The organism is Streptomyces sp. NPDC008137 (genome assembly GCF_042957035.1).
Classification (GTDB): domain Bacteria; phylum Actinomycetota; class Actinomycetes; order Streptomycetales; family Streptomycetaceae; genus Streptomyces.
Map to the genome: position 1 here is coordinate 83,100 of NZ_JBIBHN010000027.1, position 15,502 is coordinate 98,601.

Sequence of the window (15,502 nt, forward strand, 5' to 3'; positions counted from 1 at the left end):
GTGCTGTGCCTTTCTGGATCGGTGGTGCTGGGGCCGTGAGGTCAGAGGGCGTCGGCGATGGCCCCGCCGATTCCCTCGACGAGGGCGCTGCGCATCGACTCGGGCATGCCGGGCTCGAACGCGAAGTGGATGCGGGCGATGGGGGCGCCGTTGCCGTCGATGGTGATGGCGTGTTCGTTGCTGGGCTGGAGGCCGTCGGCGCCGAGTTCGACAGCCCACCGGGAGGCATCGACCGCGGTGCTGAGGAGGTTGTCGACGGCGCGCATCGCGGTGTCGAAGTCGTGGTCGCCGAGCTGGTCCCACTGGAAGTCGTCCCGGCTGGGGATCTTGTGGCCCTCCATCTGCTCGCCGATGCCAGAGAAGTCGGGGTCCTCGGTGGCGTTCTTGTACTGGCGGGCGGCCTCGGCGCGGAGGTCGTCGTCGGTGTACGGGCGATCGGTCACGTGGTCTGTCCGTTCTGGTGGTAGGCGTCGGCCGCCTCAGCGGCCTGGATGGTCAGCGCGTCCTCGGCGCACGTCTTGTGCGCGGCCTTCATGCGGGAGTCCCGGAGGTGGGTGGGGAACCCGCAGTACCGGCAGGGGAGTTCGCGTTCCGACCAGTGCTCCGAGGAGCGCCAGTCGAGGAGTTGGCCCGGCCGGTACTCGGGCTCGGCCGGCGGGGCGCGGCGGCGCCGGCGGGCGGTCACGCGACGTCCCCGAAGATCGCCGCGAAAGCCTTGTCGGCCCGCTTGTTGGCCTCCCGCATCGGCCGGTCCTCGAGGTGGCCGCCAGCAACACAGCCGTCCATCCCGCAACCGGGCAGCACCGGACCGACCGGCGGTCGGCCGTGATGCAGCTCAAAGGACACCCGGGCGGCCGGGATGCGCTGCTGGCGGTAGCACACGTGCACCGTGCTGCGCTTCCACCGCAGGTGACCGTCGCAGATCACCTCGGTGTTCGCGTGGAACGCTTCCTCGAGGGAGCCGTAACGTTCGCGCCGCCCAGCCCTCGGCGCCGGGAGCCCGAGGTCCTCGCGGACGCGCTGCACGGTGGCCGGGGCGACGCCGAGCTGGCGGGCAATGTGCATCTGCGGGGTGTTCTTGCGGAGCAGCGCTTCGATGTCCTGCCGGACGGCTTCTCGGGCGCTGGCACGCGCTTCGCGGTGTGCCTCGGGATCAGTCTTGCGCTCGCGCTTGCAGGCCTCGCAGTACGGGCGTCCGTCTCCCTGCAGGCGGCCATGCACGCTTTGGTCGTGGCCGTACGGGCACGTGTCCGGCCGCTCGGTGAGCCCGTTCGCTTCACGCAGCTTCTGCCGCTTGGTCTGCCGCCCGGCCTCGTCGTCGACGTGGCCGCGGGCGATGCACTGCTTGCGTCCGCAGTCGGCAATGACGTAGCCCTGCGGCTGCCGGCCGTGCTGCATCTCGAATGCGAGGGCGGCCGGGCTGTACGTGCTGTCCTTGTACCGCATGACGGGTGTGCCTGCGGCGCCTACGCGTTCGCCGGTCCACTCGACGTGGCCGTCGTCGACGGGCCGGGCGTACAGCGCCCACTTCTCTTCGAGGGTGCGGGTCTGCTCGACGGGGACGTAGGCGGGGAGGCCAAGTTCTTCACGGATGCGTCGGACTCGATGCTTGTCCACGCGGAGTTCACCTGCGATGCGGTTGTTGCTGTGCCCGTTCTGGAGCATGCCGATGATGTCGGCGCGGGAAGCGTTCGCCGGGCGGCTCATCGGCCCACCGCCTCGTCGAGCGGCCACACGCGGATCACACAGCCCGGCATCGACAGCACGTCCGGCACGTCCGCCCCGGCGTAGAACTTGCCGAGCCGGGCGTAGCCGACCACCCGCGCGTCGTCGGCCCAGACGATGCCCTTCAGGGCGTCTTCGGTGGACCGGAGGATCTTCGACAGGTCCGGCATGCCGTGCGGCCGGGCCGGGGCCGAGTCGCGCAGGAGGTGCGCGTTCCGGCCGGTGCGGTAGTGCCCCTTGGGTCGGGCGAACGTGAACACCATCGAGGCGACCAGCGGGCCGTCGAGGGGCGTCCAGTCGGTGAGCCCGGCGACGGCGTCGAGGGCGGCCTGCTTGACGTCCTGGCGCCAGGGCTTGACCTTCTTGGACGACTCGATCATGACGCCGTTGCCGACGTGGCGCTTGGAGCCCTGCGGTGCCGGGAGGCCGTAGGCGGTGAGGGAGATGCCGGGGGTCGGGGTGGGCCGGGGCCCGGCCGCCGTGGTGGCGGCCGGAACCTCGGGGGTGAACAGCGTGTCAGCCACGGGGCACCGCCGTGGGCGTCTCACAGCGGCACGTCCAGCAGGTGCGGGTGCCGTCGCCGTTGAAGCGGTGCAGCCGGTCCTGTTCCTCGGCCGGGCAGAACGCGAAATCGTTGACCCCGGCGGCCGTCGGGCGCAGCAGGTCAGCGAACGGCACCTGCTCCTCGACAACGCGGGGCGCGCGGTGGCTGCCGGTCGGCGCGAAGTACCAGCGGGAGAACAGCGCACCGGCGCCGAGGGACAGCAGGATCACGAGGGCGCCGAGCGCGATGGACTGCTCGTTCACGAGGTCGCCCCCGTCCCCGGCTTCCGGGCCTCCGGCCACGACGAGTTGTCGTCACCAGCAGCCGGGCCGGGCTCGGGCTGCGGCGTGCTGGCCGGCGGCTGCTCGGCATGCTGCCGGGTGATCTCGGCGACCGTCACCCGCTGCTCGGGGAACTCCTCCTCGAGGGTCACCTCGCCGCGCTCGATGGACTGGAAGATGATCTGAAGCTGCGCGAGATCGAGGTTCGTCCACTTGTCGGACTTCCGGCCTGCTCGGTTCTCCTCCAGCTGCTCGACGGTCACGCCGATGCGCTCGAAGGTGGCGATGGCGTCGGCGATGCGCTGCGACCGAGGCCTGTCACCCTGGCCGTTCTCCAGCGTGTAGTTCGCGACTTCCTTGGCCTGCTCCCGGTACCAGTCCGGCAGCACGGAGAAGATCATTTCCCGGAGCCGGCGGGCACCGTTGTTCGTGTTGTTCTCGTAGACGTCCCGCGGGTCCTCCAGCGGCTTGCGCCCCGAGGTCTTGGTGAAGCGGACGTGCGGCACGACGAACGTGGTCGACGCGCGCTCGTTGCTCTCGAGGTCCCACGCCCACGCCTGCATCTCGGACTCGCCGGCCGTGTCGTCGCGGCGCAGCTCGTTCAGACCGTGGTGGATGTTGCCCCAGCAGCGGGCGAGTTCCCGGGCGAACTGGATCGTCTCGCCGTTGACGTTGCCGTCGCCGCGGTTGAAGCGGAAGAACGACCGTGCGGCGAGGGTCTGCTGCCGGAACGCGGTGCGCATCTTCTGCACGGCGATGGCCTCGTTGCGGGGGAACTGGCGGGCGACGATGACGGCGGCCTGCACCTCGGCGACCGCGCGGGACTGCTCAACCGCGGTGCCCTGCCCGACGAACGACGGTGCCGGGGCGGCCGGGGCCGCGAACTGGTGGTCGGTGGTGGCGGGGTAGTTCACAGGTACTCCAGCGAGTCACGGGTCTCAGCCCACGGGGGCAGGGAAACGGGGGCGATCTCGTCGCTGTAGCCGGGCCAGTAGCCGGTGCGGGTGCACTCAGCGAAGGTCTCCAGCGCGCGGCGGTTGCGGGCGGCGCCGATCCGGCGGGACGTCGCGTTCACCTCGATGACGGTGATGACGTACGGGGCCGTCTTCTCCTGGCAGACGAACACGAACGCGGCCGTCTCGTCGGCGATGCCGAGGGCGTGGCAGGCGGACCGGTACCAGTCGTCTTGCTGGTGGTAGCCGAAGTCGTCCACGGCCCGCTGAAGCTTCTCGGGGTGGGCCGAGGCGCACGTCTTGTAGTCGGGGATGATCAGACGACCGGACCGAGGGTTCGGGAGCCAGTCCAGCCGGGCGCGGCGCATGACGCCCGTACGATCGTCGCGCCAGAACAGGGAGCGTTCCGGGGTGCCGCGCTCGGGGTCGAACAGCAGGCTCGCGACGGGGTGGCGGCGCAGGGCGTCCGCCATGGCGTGCACCTGCTCGTGCTCGTGCCGCTTCAGCGGGATCGCTCCGGCGGCGCGGGCCTCGAGGACCTCGGCCTTGGCCGCCTTGCTGTCCCACCGCTCGTAGTCGACGACGCGGAGTTCGGGGCCGTTGCCCAGCACGAGCTTGTGGGCGGCGTTCCCGATGTCGAAGATCTTCTTGGGCGGCTCGGGGTTGTCCTGCTTGTACCGGAAGATGGCGGGGCAGGACGGGTCCAGCAGGTCACGTGCGCCGCTGGATGACAGGGCGTACCGGTGGGAGTGGTACACCTCGTTCGTCATCTCGTAGATGCCGGGCTCGGTGATGGGGGCCGGGCCGGCGGCCGGGGCCTGAGCCCCGGCCTGCACGACGGTCGTCATCAGGCGTCACCGTCTTTCCTGAGCTTGAGCGTGTAGAAGCGGTCGTGATCGCCGCCGTGCTGCCGCAGGTGGCCGCGCCGGTACAGCTCGGCCAGGTCTCCACGGGCGGTGGTGTGCTTCGTCGGGCCACCGGTGAAGCGGCGGAGGTCGACGACGCGGCGGGCGGGCCAGGCACCTCGGTGGGTGCGGATCGTGTCGAGGAGCTGCGCGAGACGCTGCTCACGGCTGGACGTCTCGTCGTCCCGCATCTCGGCGTGCGCCGCGGCCTCGTCGGTGGCGTGGTGCCACAGCAGACGCCGCACCTCGGGCAACACGTGGTTCTCGCGGACGACCGTGCGCAGGGTACGGACCAGCTGACGCAGCATCGCCAGCTCACCCGGGAACTGCTCGGCGGCGGCCCTCGCCTGCTGCCCGTCGTGCTGCTTCAGCAGCTCCCGGGCGATGGCGTTCGGCTCGGCGCTGTCGGCGAAGTAGACGCGCAGGGCGTGCTCGATGACGTCGTGGGTGCTCATCGGGTGGCCTCCCGGGTCTCGAGGTGCCAGGCGATGACGAGCAGCCACGCGGCCATTCGCACCCGGGCCTTCAGCGCGGCGTGCTCGGCGGCGTCGTGCGCCCGGTGGGCGGCGGCCCGGGCCGGGGCGAGGGACACGTGCGGCAGTTGGTAGTCGCTGCCTGCGAGGTGGGCGACGAGCCACAGCGGCGGCAGCGTGGTCGCGCCGATCGCGGCGGCGGTGAGCCACTCGGTGGCGGTCGCGGCGGGCATCAGGCGTCACCGCCCTGGTGGCACGCCGCGTCCTTGCCGTGGTCGCAGTTGCCGCAGACCATCCGCCAGCCGTCGCGCGGGCTGAAGGGGTGGGCCTTCAGGCAGCGAGCCTGGTCGTCGGCCTCGGCCTGCTCGCGCTGTCCGGCGAGGATCGACCGCAGCTTCCGCACCTGCGGCCGGACGTCGTCCTCGGTGGGCTCACCCTCGGCCTGCTCGGTCAGCGTGAACCGGATCGGTTCCTCGTCCACCGGCCGCTCGTACTCGGCCAGCCGCGCCCGCAGCCCATCGATCTCCGCGTCCCTGGCCACGGTGCGGTCGTGCAACGCCCGCGTGCGCTCCTCCTCAGCCCCGGCAGGCAGCGCCTCCCGGAACGAACGGATCACCTCACGGACCTGAGACAGCGCCCCGTCGACCGGGTAGACCTCGGTCGCCATGCCGAGCGTGTGGAGGAAGTTGCCGAGACTGGTGGCGTCGAGCAGCGTGGCCCACGCGAGCGGCTCAGCCTCCAACTCGGCGACGCGGGCCTTTGCGTCGGCCTCGGCCGCACACGCCAGCCCTTCCGCCAACTCCAGGCCGGCGATCTGGTCCCGGTTCGCGCGCAGCTGCTCGGCCGCGTCCGACAACGCCTCGTTCGTGGTGTGCCGCTCCGCCTCCAACTCGGCGACGCGACCAACCAACCACTCCACAGCGGGAGTCAGCGTCTCGCCCAGCGGGAAGGGAACCTTGCGGTCCTCACCGTTCGGAGAGAGCACGCCCCGCATGTTCAGTGCGTCGTTCTGGAGCGCCACCAGCCGGGCCCGGCGCCGTTCGCGCTGCTCCTTCAGCTCGGTGTTCTCCTGCAGCAGCTTTCGCGCTACCGGGTGCCGCTGCGCCTGGTCCTGCTCCCACGCGGCCTGCATCTCGTCACGGTTGGTGTTGTCCCGCAGCCACTCGCGCACGGCCTTCCAGGCCGCCGTCGTCGAGGAGTTGGACGCAGCACTGCCGTACGTGACGTAGTCGTGCGTGACGTCCAGCACCTCGGGCCACGCGCGATCCACCAGCCCGTGGAACCGGTCCTCGGGCAGTAGCCACGAGACGCGGGCCACCTCGGGAATCTGCACATACACCTGCGTCTGGCGGCCGGTCGAGGCCATGTCGTAGGCGTCCAGCGTGACGCGGACGTTGATCGAGTCGCTCATGCCGCCACCGCCTCGGCGATGCGCTCCGCCCACTGGTCCGCCGAGTACCACCGGCACGCCGCCAACCGCACCAACACACCGTCGACCGTGAATTCCACGGCCGCACGCTCGAGCAGCTGGTCCTCGCCGCCGTCCTCGACGGTCACCTTCACGTCCATGCCAAGGGCGCGGGCCCACAGCCGAGCGTCGTCCGGCGTCTTCGGCTGCAACGCCAAGTGCGGACGGTCCTGCGTCGCCTCGGCGCGAACGGCCAGCAGCTCGGGCAGACCAGCGGCGTGCGCCGTGAGCAGCTGCACCGCCACCTCACTGAGGCGCGCCGCGTTGGTCTCCATCGCGACAAGGGCCTGCATGCCCTTGGTCATCGAATCGGTAGTCTGGGTCCCCATCGGGGCCTCTCTTTCTGCGATTGGTAGGGGCGCCGAACGAGGGGTCGCCAGGCCGGGAAGTCGGGCGGCCCTTCGGCGCGTCATGGGGGGGTCAGGCGGTGATCTGCTCGGCCTGCTTGGCCATCCACGTACGGACGGCCTCGGGGTCGAAGCGCCGGCCGCGCATGGCCGTCGGTTCGACGGGGCACCCCTTCTTCACCCACTCGTTGACCGTCCAGTTCGAGACCCCGTAGCGGGCCATGAGCTGTGCGGTGGTGAGCAGGGGGGCGAGCCCGGTGGGGGCGAGCGTCACGGAGCGCTCAGCGAGGGTCTGAGTCGCCATGGGGGTTACACCTTTCCACTGTGTCAGTAGAAACTGAGGGCATGTCGAAGTGCTGCTGGAGGGGCTCGTTCAACGCCGTGGCGATGAGCCACGCCGTCCGCAGCCGGCACTTCTCGGCCGCGGTCCGACCGGAGCCGGTGACCTTCACGACGGTCGCGACGCTCACGCCCTGTCCGCGCACGTCGACCTCTTGGGTTCGTGCGGCGAGTTCGGCCTGCGTCACTCCGTGGCGCCGCATGGCGTCTCTGAGTGGCTTGCCTTCACCCTTGCGGATCAGGTCGGTCATGTGGGCCTCGCACCTGTCGGGGACTGCGGGGCACCCTGCGGTGCCGTTGACACATTTCTACTGTGTCAGTGTTAGTGAGGTCAAGTGAGTGTGCGTGAGTTTCAGTGAGGGTGGCAGAATTCGAAAGCGTGTTCTAGCTTGGACGCATATGACACGGGCGACGTCGCGTAGCGGGGAGGCTACGGGGCGCGTTCAGAACGCGCCATGCTTCTACTTTGGCTTGCAAAAGTAGAAGATCAAAGGGCACCCTTAGCTCGTGGCAGACCAGGAGCGAACCGAAGACCTGGCGCAACTTCTCGCACGACTCAAGGACACGTACAACGTCAACGAGAGCGAGATCGGGCGCCGCATCGGGGTCGCCGCCTCCACCGTCAACAGCTGGAAGCACCGAACCAGGGGCGGAAAACGGGGCGTGCACCCCGATTCACTGCGCGCGCTCGCCCGTGAATTCCCTAAGTTCACCGAGGCCGAGATCTTCGCCGCCGCCGGCCGCCAGTCCCCTGGCCCCCTCAGCCCCGAAGCTGAGGGCCGCGTCCTCGAGCTGTACCGCAGCCTCACTGAGGAGCAACAGCGCATGGTCGAGGCGCAGATGCGCGCGGTGACTGAAATGAATCGCACGGGGCAGTAGCACAACCGCCTGCCCTACCCGCCGGTCCGACTTGGAATAGACCTGCTCACTCTCGGTGAGTCCTCAGCAACAACACGCTCACCAATGGTCGAAAATTCCACCAGACGGAGGTACGGTCAGACACGCTGCCGATGTCCTCCCCCATCGGAAACAGGTCCCGTTCTACCTGCAATCCTGGGGGCGTGCATGTGTGTCCGCGTTCGGTTCGTTCCACCCGACGCGCTTCCCGGCTTCGATGCCGGGGCAAGAACCATCGCCATCCCGCGTGATCTCGAACCACCACACACGGTGACACTCGTCCGCGCCATTCTCACCGAACTCGTCGTCGAACAGCCTGAGTTGGGTGCAGTCTGCTGGTGCGGGGATCCGGTCGACCTGACCCCCCGCATACCTCAACAGCGGAGGAGCGAGCAGGTGGTGAAGCATGGGGCGTAGAGCCGCAGACAACCCGCGACAGAAGGCGTCCAAAGAGTGCGGGTGCGCACGCTGCATGGAGGTCTACCCGCCCGGCGAGACGTACAGCGACCGCCGACGCCGGCGGGACTGCATCGGTTCATGGCAGGCCCGCTACCGGGACCCGTCCGGGAAACAGAAGGCCAAGAACTTCCCCATCGACAAGGGCGGGAAGAAGGCAGCTGAAGCGTTCCTCGACAGGATCCGCACCAACGTGCGGGAGCGGACGTACGGCGACCCGAAGCGCGGCCAGATCACCCTGTCCCAGTGGTGGGAACTGTGGTGGGAGGCGCAGCCCGATCGCGCCGTCACGACGCGGAACAGGAAGCTGTCCAACTGGACCGTCCATGTCGAGCCCAAGTGGGGTCAGTGGAAGCTGTGCGACCTCGAGCACATTGAGCTTCAGGCGTGGCTGACGCGGGAGGTGAGGGGCTACCACACGCGGAAGAAGGTGCAGGAGCTGCTGAACCAGATGTTGCGGGCCGCGGTGAAAGACGGGAAGCGGATCCCGTTCAACCCGGCCGCCGACCTCGAGGTGGGTGAGGCTCCGAGGAAGCACCCGGACGACCTGCGCCCGCCGACGAGGGAGCAGTTCGCGCTGATCGTCGAGCAGCTGCCCAGGTACTACCGTCCGTTGGCTGTGTTCCTCGAGCACACGGGCCTGCGGTGGGGTGAGGCGACCGCGCTGCGGTGGGAATGCGTCGACCTCGAGGCTCAGCACTTCAAGGTGAAAGAGGTGCTCAGTGAGGATTCGGGGAGGCTGTTCCGGAAGCCTGCGCCCAAGTCGGTGGCCGGTTTCCGTACGGTGCCGCTCACCCCGCAGGCAGCCGACGCGGTCCGCACGATGGTCGACCGGTGGCGCCCGCCGGAGAAGGTGACGCCGATCGGCGACGACCCGTACGACCTGCATGCCGAGGAGCTGGTGTTCCGCGGCCCGCAGGGCGGCGTCCTCACGCGGCACAACTTCCGCCGGGTGTGGGTGCCGGCCATCAAGGACGCGGGCCTGGCCCGGGAGGTGACGAACCCGGAGACGGGGCGGCTGGAGTGGTGGCCGCGGGTGCACGACACGCGGCATCTGTTCGCCACGTGGCTGAAGGATCTCGGCGTCAGCGAGAAGGACACGCAGGCGGTCATGGGCCATGAGCGAGGGTCTAAGGTCACCTGGATCTACCAGCATGCGCCTGAGGATGTGGCCGCGAAGGTGCGGGCTCGGATGGCTCCCGAGACGGAGGGTGTTCGAACGCTGAGGGCGGTAGCGGGGTGAGAGTCCATGAGAGTCCACAAAGAGTCCACAACGCCCCCTCACTGAACCTCACTGAGGCTCACTGAAACGCGTTTTTGCACGTCAGGCCCTTGTCATCGTGGACTCACTGAGCCTCACTGAGCCTCACTGAATCTCATGATCGCTTTACGTTTTCTCCTAAAGCGGGTGTCGCAGGTTCGAATCCTGCCGGGGGCACAGAGAAACACCTGGTCAGAGGCCCTTCCGTCCATCGGACGGGAGGGCCTTCGTCCTCGCAGCCCACATATGGCACACATGCGGCTGCGGGCTGAGGTGGGGAGCTGTGCGCGATGCCCGCGAAAGACGAGTTGGCCCGGCCGCGGTACGAGAAGTTGGTCGACCGCTTGGAGAGCCTGATGCGGGCTTCGCTGAAGCCTCGCTACCAGGGCTACCACGGGCAGCTGATCCTGAGCAGCGACGAGCTTGAAGAGATGGGCGAACTGAAGGACGTCCGTCGCGCTGCACGCGAGGCAGGCCGCCGTCTCAACTGGCAACCGAAGACCCACCTCGTCGACGCAAGACTCTTCGTGTACGACGACCGCGAGGTCCCCAAGGAGATCAGCGACCTGGCCGCCAGGGATGCTGCTGACGCCATCGACGCAGGACTCCGCGGCCGCGAGTAGAAGCAAGCACGGTCAACCGTCACCGCCCCACCTTTGCTGAGAGCCTGCGCAGCATGCCGGAAATCTGTCGAGCCCGACCCCGTTGCGGCTCTAACCTTCCCGCATGGCCCATGGAAAGACCTCGTACGTTTGCCTGCCCTGCCGGGCCTCGTACAAGCAGCCCTACCCAGGCCACTACGACCACGACCGGGTCTGTCCACGCTGCGCCGAACCACTGATCCACGTCGGCTCCGCCTTCGCTGCACCCAAGAGGCGGGACACCGCCGCCTGGCGCACCCTCTCCCTGCTGCTGCACGCCAGTGTGCGCTTCCACAAGAGCTGCTGCGGCGGACCCGGCTACCGCCCACGCACCCTCAGCGAGGTGCGCGAACGGATGGCCTACGCCCGGGCCACCGGAGAACCGTTCGCCCAGGCGCTGGTCCGCCGCGACCTGCCCTAGCAGCCCGAAAGCAGGGGCGTTCCGCCCCGCCTCCGAAGCGCCCCCTGACGTCATAAACAGCACGCATAAGGCACACATCACGCCGCGGGATCCTCCAGGACGGCCACAGCCTCGGCAGCCTTGCGGGCCTTCTTCTCCGCCTTCTCCAGCTTGGCCTTCGCCTTGGCGAGCTGCTTGGCTCGGCGCTTGTGCATCTTCTCCGACACCTCGTCCAGACGGTCCGGGAAGAGGTGCCCGTACGTGTCCAGGGTCAGCGTCGCGGACTTGTGGCCCAGCATCGTCTGTACGACGTTGACATCCGCGCCACTGGCGATGGCGAGCGAGGCCGCCGTATGGCGCAGCTTGTGCGGGGTGACGTTCAGGTGCCCCAGCCCGGCCTTCACGACCGCCGGCACGAAGAAGCGCTGACGGAAGTTGCGGGCCCGTAGCGGTCCGCCCTGCGGGGCTGTGAAGAGCAACTCCTCATCTCCCCGGCCCCGGACGTGGGGCTTCAACTCCTCGGCCAGGAAGCGCGGGATCGGGACGGAACGGCGCTCATGGTTCTTGGGGGTGTCGAGGTAGAGCTTGCCGTTGTCCTCGGCGTACGCCTCGACGATGTGCGCTCGGCAGGCGCCAAGGTCGACGCGGCCTACCTTCAGTGCGGACGCCTCGCCCCAGCGCAGGCCGGTGTAGGCCAGCAGCTGGATGAACACTCGGTAGGCGCCTGACGCGTTGGCCAGCGCGTCGACCTGCATGTCGTCGAGGTACACGTGGTCGGCTGGCGCCGCCTTCGGCAGGGGCACGCCGACGGCCGGGTTGGCCGCCAGACGACGGGCCTTGACCGCGTAACCGAGAACGCGACTGAGGACGACGTACGCCTTGCGGACCGAACGGGGGCTGAGCTTCCTTCCGCCGGCCGCCTCACCTGACAGCAGGTCCGCGAGCCACTCGGCGATGTCCTCGAAGTGAATGCGGTCCAGTGGGGTGGTGCCCCACTTGGGGATCACGTGGACGTCGAGAACGCCGCGGTAGCGGGCCCGGGTCGAGCGCTTGAGATGGATCTGCGTGGACAGCCAGGACTCCGCCACCTCTGCGAACTTCACGCGCGCGGCAGCGGGATCGCGGTAAGAGCCGTCGTTGAGGCGGGACTCCATCCGGGTCCGCTCAGCATCGGCATCGACCTTGCGTGTGAAGGTCTTCATCTTCGGCTTGCCATCGGGGTCGTACCAGCGAACGCGGTAGCGCCCTGGCGGCGTGCGGCCCGCTCGCTTGGCTTCGGTCAGGGCACGCGCGTAGGCCGCGTGCGCCATGCGGTCCTCAATCCAGACGCGCGCCAACTAGCACCCCCTCCGGGCATTGACGGGCATCGACGAGAGCGGGAGGAGCAGGGCCATGGGAGCGACGCCGAGCGCGGTGGCTAGCGCGACGAGGTCGTCGACGTCGCAGCGGCGGCGGGCGCGCTCAGTGCGGCTGAGAGCGGTGTTGGTCATCGGGCGGCCCAGGGCAGTGCACCGGGCGGCGAGTTGGTGCTGGGTCAGGCCGTGCGCGAGCCGTAGATGCTCGATGGCGCGGGCGGTGTGGTGGCCAGCGTGGCCTATTTCGACAGTTCGGGTTGCCATGACAGATAGCTGTAACTTGCCGCTGGGCTTTGTGGCAAGAGTTGGTTCTTAAACTCTACAAAGGTCGTTGGTGGACTAAGTGGCGTTCATCTCATCGATTCCTGATCAGTCTGCTGGGGCTTCGGCGGATTGCCGCACTAAGTTCCCTCGACCCGTAACCCGTGGGCAATTTCGGCATCTAGAGGCACAGGTGCCATCCGCAAAGTTGCACCTCCCTGAGCTGCTCAGTCGTTCCCCTGAGTCGCGACGCTGTCTGCCGGACACCTTCTCAGGGTGCTCCGGAGTACGGGAGGTATCGGATTCCGATACCTCGATCTCAGTCGATTTCAGCAGCCGCCAATCTGCCCTTATCGTTTTGGCGTTGCCGGTCACGCCGAAGAGTAGTGGAGAGTTCTAGAACCAAGTCTGGACTTCTCCGCTCGAGGTGTGACTGTGTTGTCCAAGCACGCTGTCCAAAACCGAAAAGGAGCCCTGTGCCGAATACCTCTCCGCGTAGCGCCAGCGCCGATGGCGCCGAGCGATGCGCCCTGGCCACCCCTGCCGAGGTAGCCGCCTACCTCGGCGTGCCGGCGAAGACCCTCTACCAGTGGAAGTACCGGGGCACTGGCCCCAACGTCCACAAGGTCGGCCGCCATCTGCGCTACCGCTGGAGCGAGGTTGATGCCTGGCTGAACGCCCAGGCCACGTACGACCTCGCGGGCTGAGAACCCGCACGGAGAGCGAAGCGGCCCCCGGCGAGCCACCGCCGGGAGCCGTCAGAGTCCCCCGCCGCATCGCCCATGCCTGAACGATCGATCTGGTGCGGCCGGACCTTGCCCGTCCGGCCGCACCCCTGGAGGAACGCTTATGGATGAACCTACGCCCTCTCCTATCCCCGAAGCACCTGCCCCCGACTCCAACGCACGGTCGGCTGCCGAGATGCCTGACCCTGCCGAAGGAGCCGGCCTGCTCGAAGAGTTGCGGGCTGCGGTAGCCCGGTACGTGATCCTGCCCAGCAGCGAGGCGCTGACCGCAGTCACGCTGTGGGTGGCGGCAACACACATCCAGCCCGCGCTCCAGCACGCGCCCCGCCTCGCGGTGGTCGGACCGGCGAAACGGTGTGGCAAGTCCCGCCTCCTGGATGTGATCACGGAGACCGTGCACGAGCCGCTGATCACGGTCAACACCAGCCCGGCGGTGGTCTTCCGCGCCATCGGCGACGACCCGCCCACGCTGCTGGTGGACGAGGCCGACACCATCTTCGGCAGCATCAAGGCCGCAGAGAAGAACGAGGAGCTGCGCGGTCTGCTGAACGCTGGGCATCAGCGCAACCGGCCGGCTCTGCGGATCTCCGGGCCGGAGCACAAGCCACAGGCGTTCCCCACCTTCGCTATGGCGGCACTGGCCGGAATCGGGGACCTGCCGGACACCGTGATGGACCGTGCGGTGGTGATCCGCATGCAGCGGCGCAAGGACGGTGAGCGGGTGGAGCAGTTCCGCTCCCGCCGCGACATCCCCGCCCTGCACGCCCTACGCGACCGGCTGACCGCCTGGCTGCGCCCCCTGATGGACACCGCGGCGGACCTGGTACCGCCGATGCCGGTGCAGGACCGGGCGGCGGACACCTGGGAACCGCTCGTGATCGTCGCGGAACTGGCGGGCGGCGCCTGGTCCGAGGAGGCCCGTACCGCGTGTGCGGCCATGTGCGCGGCCGAGGCAGGCAAGGACGACGAGTCGAACCTGAAGACCCGGCTGCTGCAGGACATCCGGCGTGCCTTCGCACGCTGTGGTGATCCCGACATCATGCGCACCCGGGACCTGCTGGACGAACTCCTCAAGGACCAGGAGGCGCCATGGACGGAGTACGGCACCTCCGGCCTGGGCCCACGCCACCTGGGCATTCTCCTGAAGGACTTCGACATCAAGGCCGCCACCCACCGCTTCGAAGGCGGTCGGCAGGCCAAGGGCTTCGCCCGCCTCCGCTTCGCCGACGCCTGGGCCCGCTACTGCCCCGAGGAGCCGACGCCCGACAGCGGCGACGAGAGCACCACCCCTGCTCCGGGGCTGCACCCGTAAAGAGTCGTCGCACTCGTCGCGTCGCAGGTCAGCCCCGCGACGAGTGTCATCGCCGTGACGAGTCCACTCGTATCACGCCGACCTTCCGTACCTGCCCTGACCAGGCACGCGACGAGTGCGACGAGACCGCACCCCTCCCACCAGCCTCGCCCAGTGCCCATGGCACCCGCTCCCGCCTGGAGTACCCCGCTTGCTTTCGCGCACCGCCCAAGCCCCCGTGCCGGTACTGACCACAGCGATCCGCCTCGGGGTCGCCCTGGTCGGCACGATCGGCTTCGCCCTCTCCTACGACGCTCTGCGGCAGATGGCCGTCGCCATCCACATCCGCGGCATCCTCACGTACGCCTTCCCCTTGGTGATCGACGGGTTCATCGCCATCGGCGTCGCCGCCCTGCTCATCCTGCGCACCGCACCCTGGCGGTCCCGGCTGTACGTCTGGGCACTCGTCGGCATCGCCACGATCACCAGTATCTGGGCAAATGCCCTGCACGCCATCCGTCTCAACCAGCAGGCCCACACGGCCGGGTTCCGCTTGGACGACGTCACCGTCGGCGCCCTGTCAGCCATCGCCCCGCTGGCACTGGCCGGTGCTGTCCATCTCGACCTGGTCATCCGCCGCCACCCCACGCGCCACGTTGAAGAGGCTGAGGCCACAAAGCGCCACAGCGCCCCTGGCCACGGCCACAACCACTCCGACTGCTCCGCACCTACTCCGACGTCCTCCGGCAACGCCGGTCTGACGGAGCAAGCAGAGATGCTCGATGCGGCCAGTCCCCCTCGCGACGTGGCGCGGGACGCCATGGGTGTGCCGCAGGTCCGGAGGCCACTCGCCACGGCCGAGGGCCACGAGCGCGACGACAGCCTTGACGAACTCCTCGCTCTCGCCCGCAGTGCACCACTGGGCCGCGGAGGCCGTGCGTCACGCCGCAACATCGAGGCAGTGATCCGAGACGCCGGCTTCCCTATCGGCAAGGACCGCCTGACCCAGATCAAGGACCAGGTCCAGGCCGCCCTCCAGCGGCAGACGGAGCCCGACAAGGAACCCGCCGACGCGCTCTGATGCTCCCAGTCGCGCCTATCGCCATGGGCGCTCGGCTTCTCCGCTCGTCCTCACGCTGCCCAGTGCGAGGACGAGCGC

General features: G+C 68.8%; 22 protein-coding genes and 1 tRNA gene. 8 read left to right on the forward strand and 15 right to left on the reverse strand.

The genetic code is table 11. The annotated features are described in order from the left end of the window. Positions 1-41: 41 nt before the first annotated feature. From ACFZBT_RS31705 to ACFZBT_RS31765, 13 genes are all read right to left on the reverse strand, one after another. A complete protein-coding gene (locus ACFZBT_RS31705) occupies positions 42-443 on the reverse strand; it encodes a hypothetical protein (RefSeq protein ID WP_391110824.1) in 402 nt (133 codons plus the stop codon). Continuing rightward, a complete protein-coding gene (locus tag ACFZBT_RS31710; protein WP_391110827.1) occupies positions 440-685 on the reverse strand; it encodes a hypothetical protein in 246 nt (81 codons plus the stop codon). Before ACFZBT_RS31710 ends, ACFZBT_RS31705 begins: the two co-directional genes overlap by 4 nt. Then, on the reverse strand, positions 682-1,707 hold the full coding sequence (locus ACFZBT_RS31715) for a hypothetical protein (protein WP_391110830.1): 1,026 nt from the start codon (positions 1,705-1,707) through the stop codon (positions 682-684). Before ACFZBT_RS31715 ends, ACFZBT_RS31710 begins: the two co-directional genes overlap by 4 nt. After that, on the reverse strand, positions 1,704-2,249 hold the full coding sequence (locus ACFZBT_RS31720) for a RusA family crossover junction endodeoxyribonuclease (protein ID WP_391110832.1): 546 nt from the start codon (positions 2,247-2,249) through the stop codon (positions 1,704-1,706). Before ACFZBT_RS31720 ends, ACFZBT_RS31715 begins: the two co-directional genes overlap by 4 nt. Continuing rightward, positions 2,242-2,532: a hypothetical protein gene (locus ACFZBT_RS31725; protein WP_391110834.1), complete on the reverse strand. Its 291-nt coding sequence runs from the start codon at positions 2,530-2,532 to the stop codon at positions 2,242-2,244. Before ACFZBT_RS31725 ends, ACFZBT_RS31720 begins: the two co-directional genes overlap by 8 nt. Further along, the gene (locus tag ACFZBT_RS31730) at positions 2,529-3,464 is read right to left on the reverse strand and encodes a hypothetical protein (protein ID WP_391110837.1); all 936 of its coding nucleotides are present in this window, start codon (positions 3,462-3,464) and stop codon (positions 2,529-2,531) included. The genes ACFZBT_RS31725 and ACFZBT_RS31730 overlap by 4 nt, the downstream gene beginning before the upstream one ends. Beyond that, on the reverse strand, positions 3,461-4,351 hold the full coding sequence (locus ACFZBT_RS31735; protein ID WP_391110840.1) for a PD-(D/E)XK nuclease-like domain-containing protein: 891 nt from the start codon (positions 4,349-4,351) through the stop codon (positions 3,461-3,463). The genes ACFZBT_RS31730 and ACFZBT_RS31735 overlap by 4 nt, the downstream gene beginning before the upstream one ends. Next, entirely contained in the window at positions 4,351-4,863 is a 513-nt protein-coding gene (locus tag ACFZBT_RS31740; RefSeq protein WP_391110841.1) for a hypothetical protein, read from the reverse strand. The genes ACFZBT_RS31735 and ACFZBT_RS31740 overlap by 1 nt, the downstream gene beginning before the upstream one ends. Continuing rightward, a complete protein-coding gene (locus ACFZBT_RS31745; protein WP_391110844.1) occupies positions 4,860-5,114 on the reverse strand; it encodes a hypothetical protein in 255 nt (84 codons plus the stop codon). Before ACFZBT_RS31745 ends, ACFZBT_RS31740 begins: the two co-directional genes overlap by 4 nt. Then, positions 5,114-6,292, reverse strand: coding sequence for a hypothetical protein (locus ACFZBT_RS31750; protein WP_391110847.1), 1,179 nt, complete (start codon positions 6,290-6,292; stop codon positions 5,114-5,116). The genes ACFZBT_RS31745 and ACFZBT_RS31750 overlap by 1 nt, the downstream gene beginning before the upstream one ends. Beyond that, complete coding sequence (locus ACFZBT_RS31755) at positions 6,289-6,678, reverse strand: hypothetical protein (protein WP_391110850.1); 390 nt, start codon at positions 6,676-6,678, stop codon at positions 6,289-6,291. The genes ACFZBT_RS31750 and ACFZBT_RS31755 overlap by 4 nt, the downstream gene beginning before the upstream one ends. Before the next feature lie 91 nt (positions 6,679-6,769). Further along, positions 6,770-7,000, reverse strand: a complete 231-nt coding sequence (locus ACFZBT_RS31760) for a helix-turn-helix transcriptional regulator (RefSeq protein ID WP_391110854.1) — start codon at positions 6,998-7,000, stop codon at positions 6,770-6,772. After that, on the reverse strand, positions 6,978-7,286 hold the full coding sequence (locus ACFZBT_RS31765; RefSeq protein WP_391110856.1) for an XRE family transcriptional regulator: 309 nt from the start codon (positions 7,284-7,286) through the stop codon (positions 6,978-6,980). Before ACFZBT_RS31765 ends, ACFZBT_RS31760 begins: the two co-directional genes overlap by 23 nt. A gap of 256 nt (positions 7,287-7,542) precedes the next feature. Here ACFZBT_RS31765 and ACFZBT_RS31770 point away from each other — a divergent pair, with 256 nt between their 5' ends. From ACFZBT_RS31770 to ACFZBT_RS31790, 5 genes are all read left to right on the forward strand, one after another. After that, complete coding sequence (locus ACFZBT_RS31770; protein ID WP_391110859.1) at positions 7,543-7,914, forward strand: XRE family transcriptional regulator; 372 nt, start codon at positions 7,543-7,545, stop codon at positions 7,912-7,914. Between the two features lie 490 nt (positions 7,915-8,404). After that, positions 8,405-9,631, forward strand: coding sequence for a tyrosine-type recombinase/integrase (locus tag ACFZBT_RS31775; protein ID WP_391110862.1), 1,227 nt, complete (start codon positions 8,405-8,407; stop codon positions 9,629-9,631). Positions 9,632-9,716: 85 nt separating this feature from the next. Further along, a tRNA-OTHER gene (locus tag ACFZBT_RS31780) sits at positions 9,717-9,826 on the forward strand. 113 nt (positions 9,827-9,939) lie between these two features. Beyond that, positions 9,940-10,272 (forward strand): hypothetical protein, encoded by a 333-nt coding sequence (locus ACFZBT_RS31785; protein ID WP_391110863.1) that lies wholly within the window; start codon positions 9,940-9,942, stop codon positions 10,270-10,272. 103 nt (positions 10,273-10,375) lie between these two features. Beyond that, entirely contained in the window at positions 10,376-10,711 is a 336-nt protein-coding gene (locus ACFZBT_RS31790) for a deoxyxylulose-5-phosphate synthase (RefSeq protein ID WP_391110866.1), read from the forward strand. 77 nt (positions 10,712-10,788) lie between these two features. Here ACFZBT_RS31790 and ACFZBT_RS31795 read toward each other — a convergent pair whose 3' ends face one another. Further along, complete coding sequence (locus ACFZBT_RS31795; protein WP_391110869.1) at positions 10,789-12,000, reverse strand: tyrosine-type recombinase/integrase; 1,212 nt, start codon at positions 11,998-12,000, stop codon at positions 10,789-10,791. A gap of 27 nt (positions 12,001-12,027) precedes the next feature. Beyond that, on the reverse strand, positions 12,028-12,309 hold the full coding sequence (locus tag ACFZBT_RS31800; RefSeq protein WP_391110872.1) for a helix-turn-helix domain-containing protein: 282 nt from the start codon (positions 12,307-12,309) through the stop codon (positions 12,028-12,030). Positions 12,310-12,782: 473 nt separating this feature from the next. On the opposite strand from ACFZBT_RS31800, the gene ACFZBT_RS31805 reads away from it, so the two are divergent. The 3 genes from ACFZBT_RS31805 to ACFZBT_RS31815 all read left to right on the forward strand — a co-directional run bounded on the left by ACFZBT_RS31805 (position 12,783) and on the right by ACFZBT_RS31815 (position 15,424). Then, positions 12,783-13,013, forward strand: a complete 231-nt coding sequence (locus ACFZBT_RS31805) for a helix-turn-helix domain-containing protein (RefSeq protein ID WP_391110875.1) — start codon at positions 12,783-12,785, stop codon at positions 13,011-13,013. A gap of 142 nt (positions 13,014-13,155) precedes the next feature. After that, positions 13,156-14,364, forward strand: a complete 1,209-nt coding sequence (locus ACFZBT_RS31810; protein ID WP_391110877.1) for a DUF3631 domain-containing protein — start codon at positions 13,156-13,158, stop codon at positions 14,362-14,364. Positions 14,365-14,554: 190 nt separating this feature from the next. Next, complete coding sequence (locus ACFZBT_RS31815) at positions 14,555-15,424, forward strand: DUF2637 domain-containing protein (protein ID WP_391110880.1); 870 nt, start codon at positions 14,555-14,557, stop codon at positions 15,422-15,424. Positions 15,425-15,502: the final 78 nt, after the last annotated feature.

Excerpts from the sequence above, each read along its gene's own strand:
- ACFZBT_RS31735 (WP_391110840.1), bottom strand. The coding sequence starts at position 4,351 with ATGACGACCGTCGTGCAGGCCGGGGCTCAGGCCCCGGCCGCCGGCCCG.
- ACFZBT_RS31765 (WP_391110856.1), bottom strand. The coding sequence starts at position 7,286 with ATGACCGACCTGATCCGCAAGGGTGAAGGCAAGCCACTCAGAGACGCC.
- ACFZBT_RS31760 (WP_391110854.1), bottom strand. The coding sequence starts at position 7,000 with ATGGCGACTCAGACCCTCGCTGAGCGCTCCGTGACGCTCGCCCCCACC.
- ACFZBT_RS31790 (WP_391110866.1), top strand. The coding sequence starts at position 10,376 with ATGGCCCATGGAAAGACCTCGTACGTTTGCCTGCCCTGCCGGGCCTCG.
- ACFZBT_RS31775 (WP_391110862.1), top strand. The coding sequence starts at position 8,405 with ATGGAGGTCTACCCGCCCGGCGAGACGTACAGCGACCGCCGACGCCGG.
- ACFZBT_RS31810 (WP_391110877.1), top strand. The coding sequence starts at position 13,156 with ATGGATGAACCTACGCCCTCTCCTATCCCCGAAGCACCTGCCCCCGAC.
- ACFZBT_RS31795 (WP_391110869.1), bottom strand. The coding sequence starts at position 12,000 with ATGGCGCACGCGGCCTACGCGCGTGCCCTGACCGAAGCCAAGCGAGCG.
- ACFZBT_RS31800 (WP_391110872.1), bottom strand. The coding sequence starts at position 12,309 with ATGGCAACCCGAACTGTCGAAATAGGCCACGCTGGCCACCACACCGCC.
- ACFZBT_RS31740 (WP_391110841.1), bottom strand. The coding sequence starts at position 4,863 with ATGAGCACCCACGACGTCATCGAGCACGCCCTGCGCGTCTACTTCGCC.
- ACFZBT_RS31785 (WP_391110863.1), top strand. The coding sequence starts at position 9,940 with ATGCCCGCGAAAGACGAGTTGGCCCGGCCGCGGTACGAGAAGTTGGTC.
- ACFZBT_RS31750 (WP_391110847.1), bottom strand. The coding sequence starts at position 6,292 with ATGAGCGACTCGATCAACGTCCGCGTCACGCTGGACGCCTACGACATG.
- ACFZBT_RS31755 (WP_391110850.1), bottom strand. The coding sequence starts at position 6,678 with ATGGGGACCCAGACTACCGATTCGATGACCAAGGGCATGCAGGCCCTT.
- ACFZBT_RS31715 (WP_391110830.1), bottom strand. The coding sequence starts at position 1,707 with ATGAGCCGCCCGGCGAACGCTTCCCGCGCCGACATCATCGGCATGCTC.
- ACFZBT_RS31745 (WP_391110844.1), bottom strand. The coding sequence starts at position 5,114 with ATGCCCGCCGCGACCGCCACCGAGTGGCTCACCGCCGCCGCGATCGGC.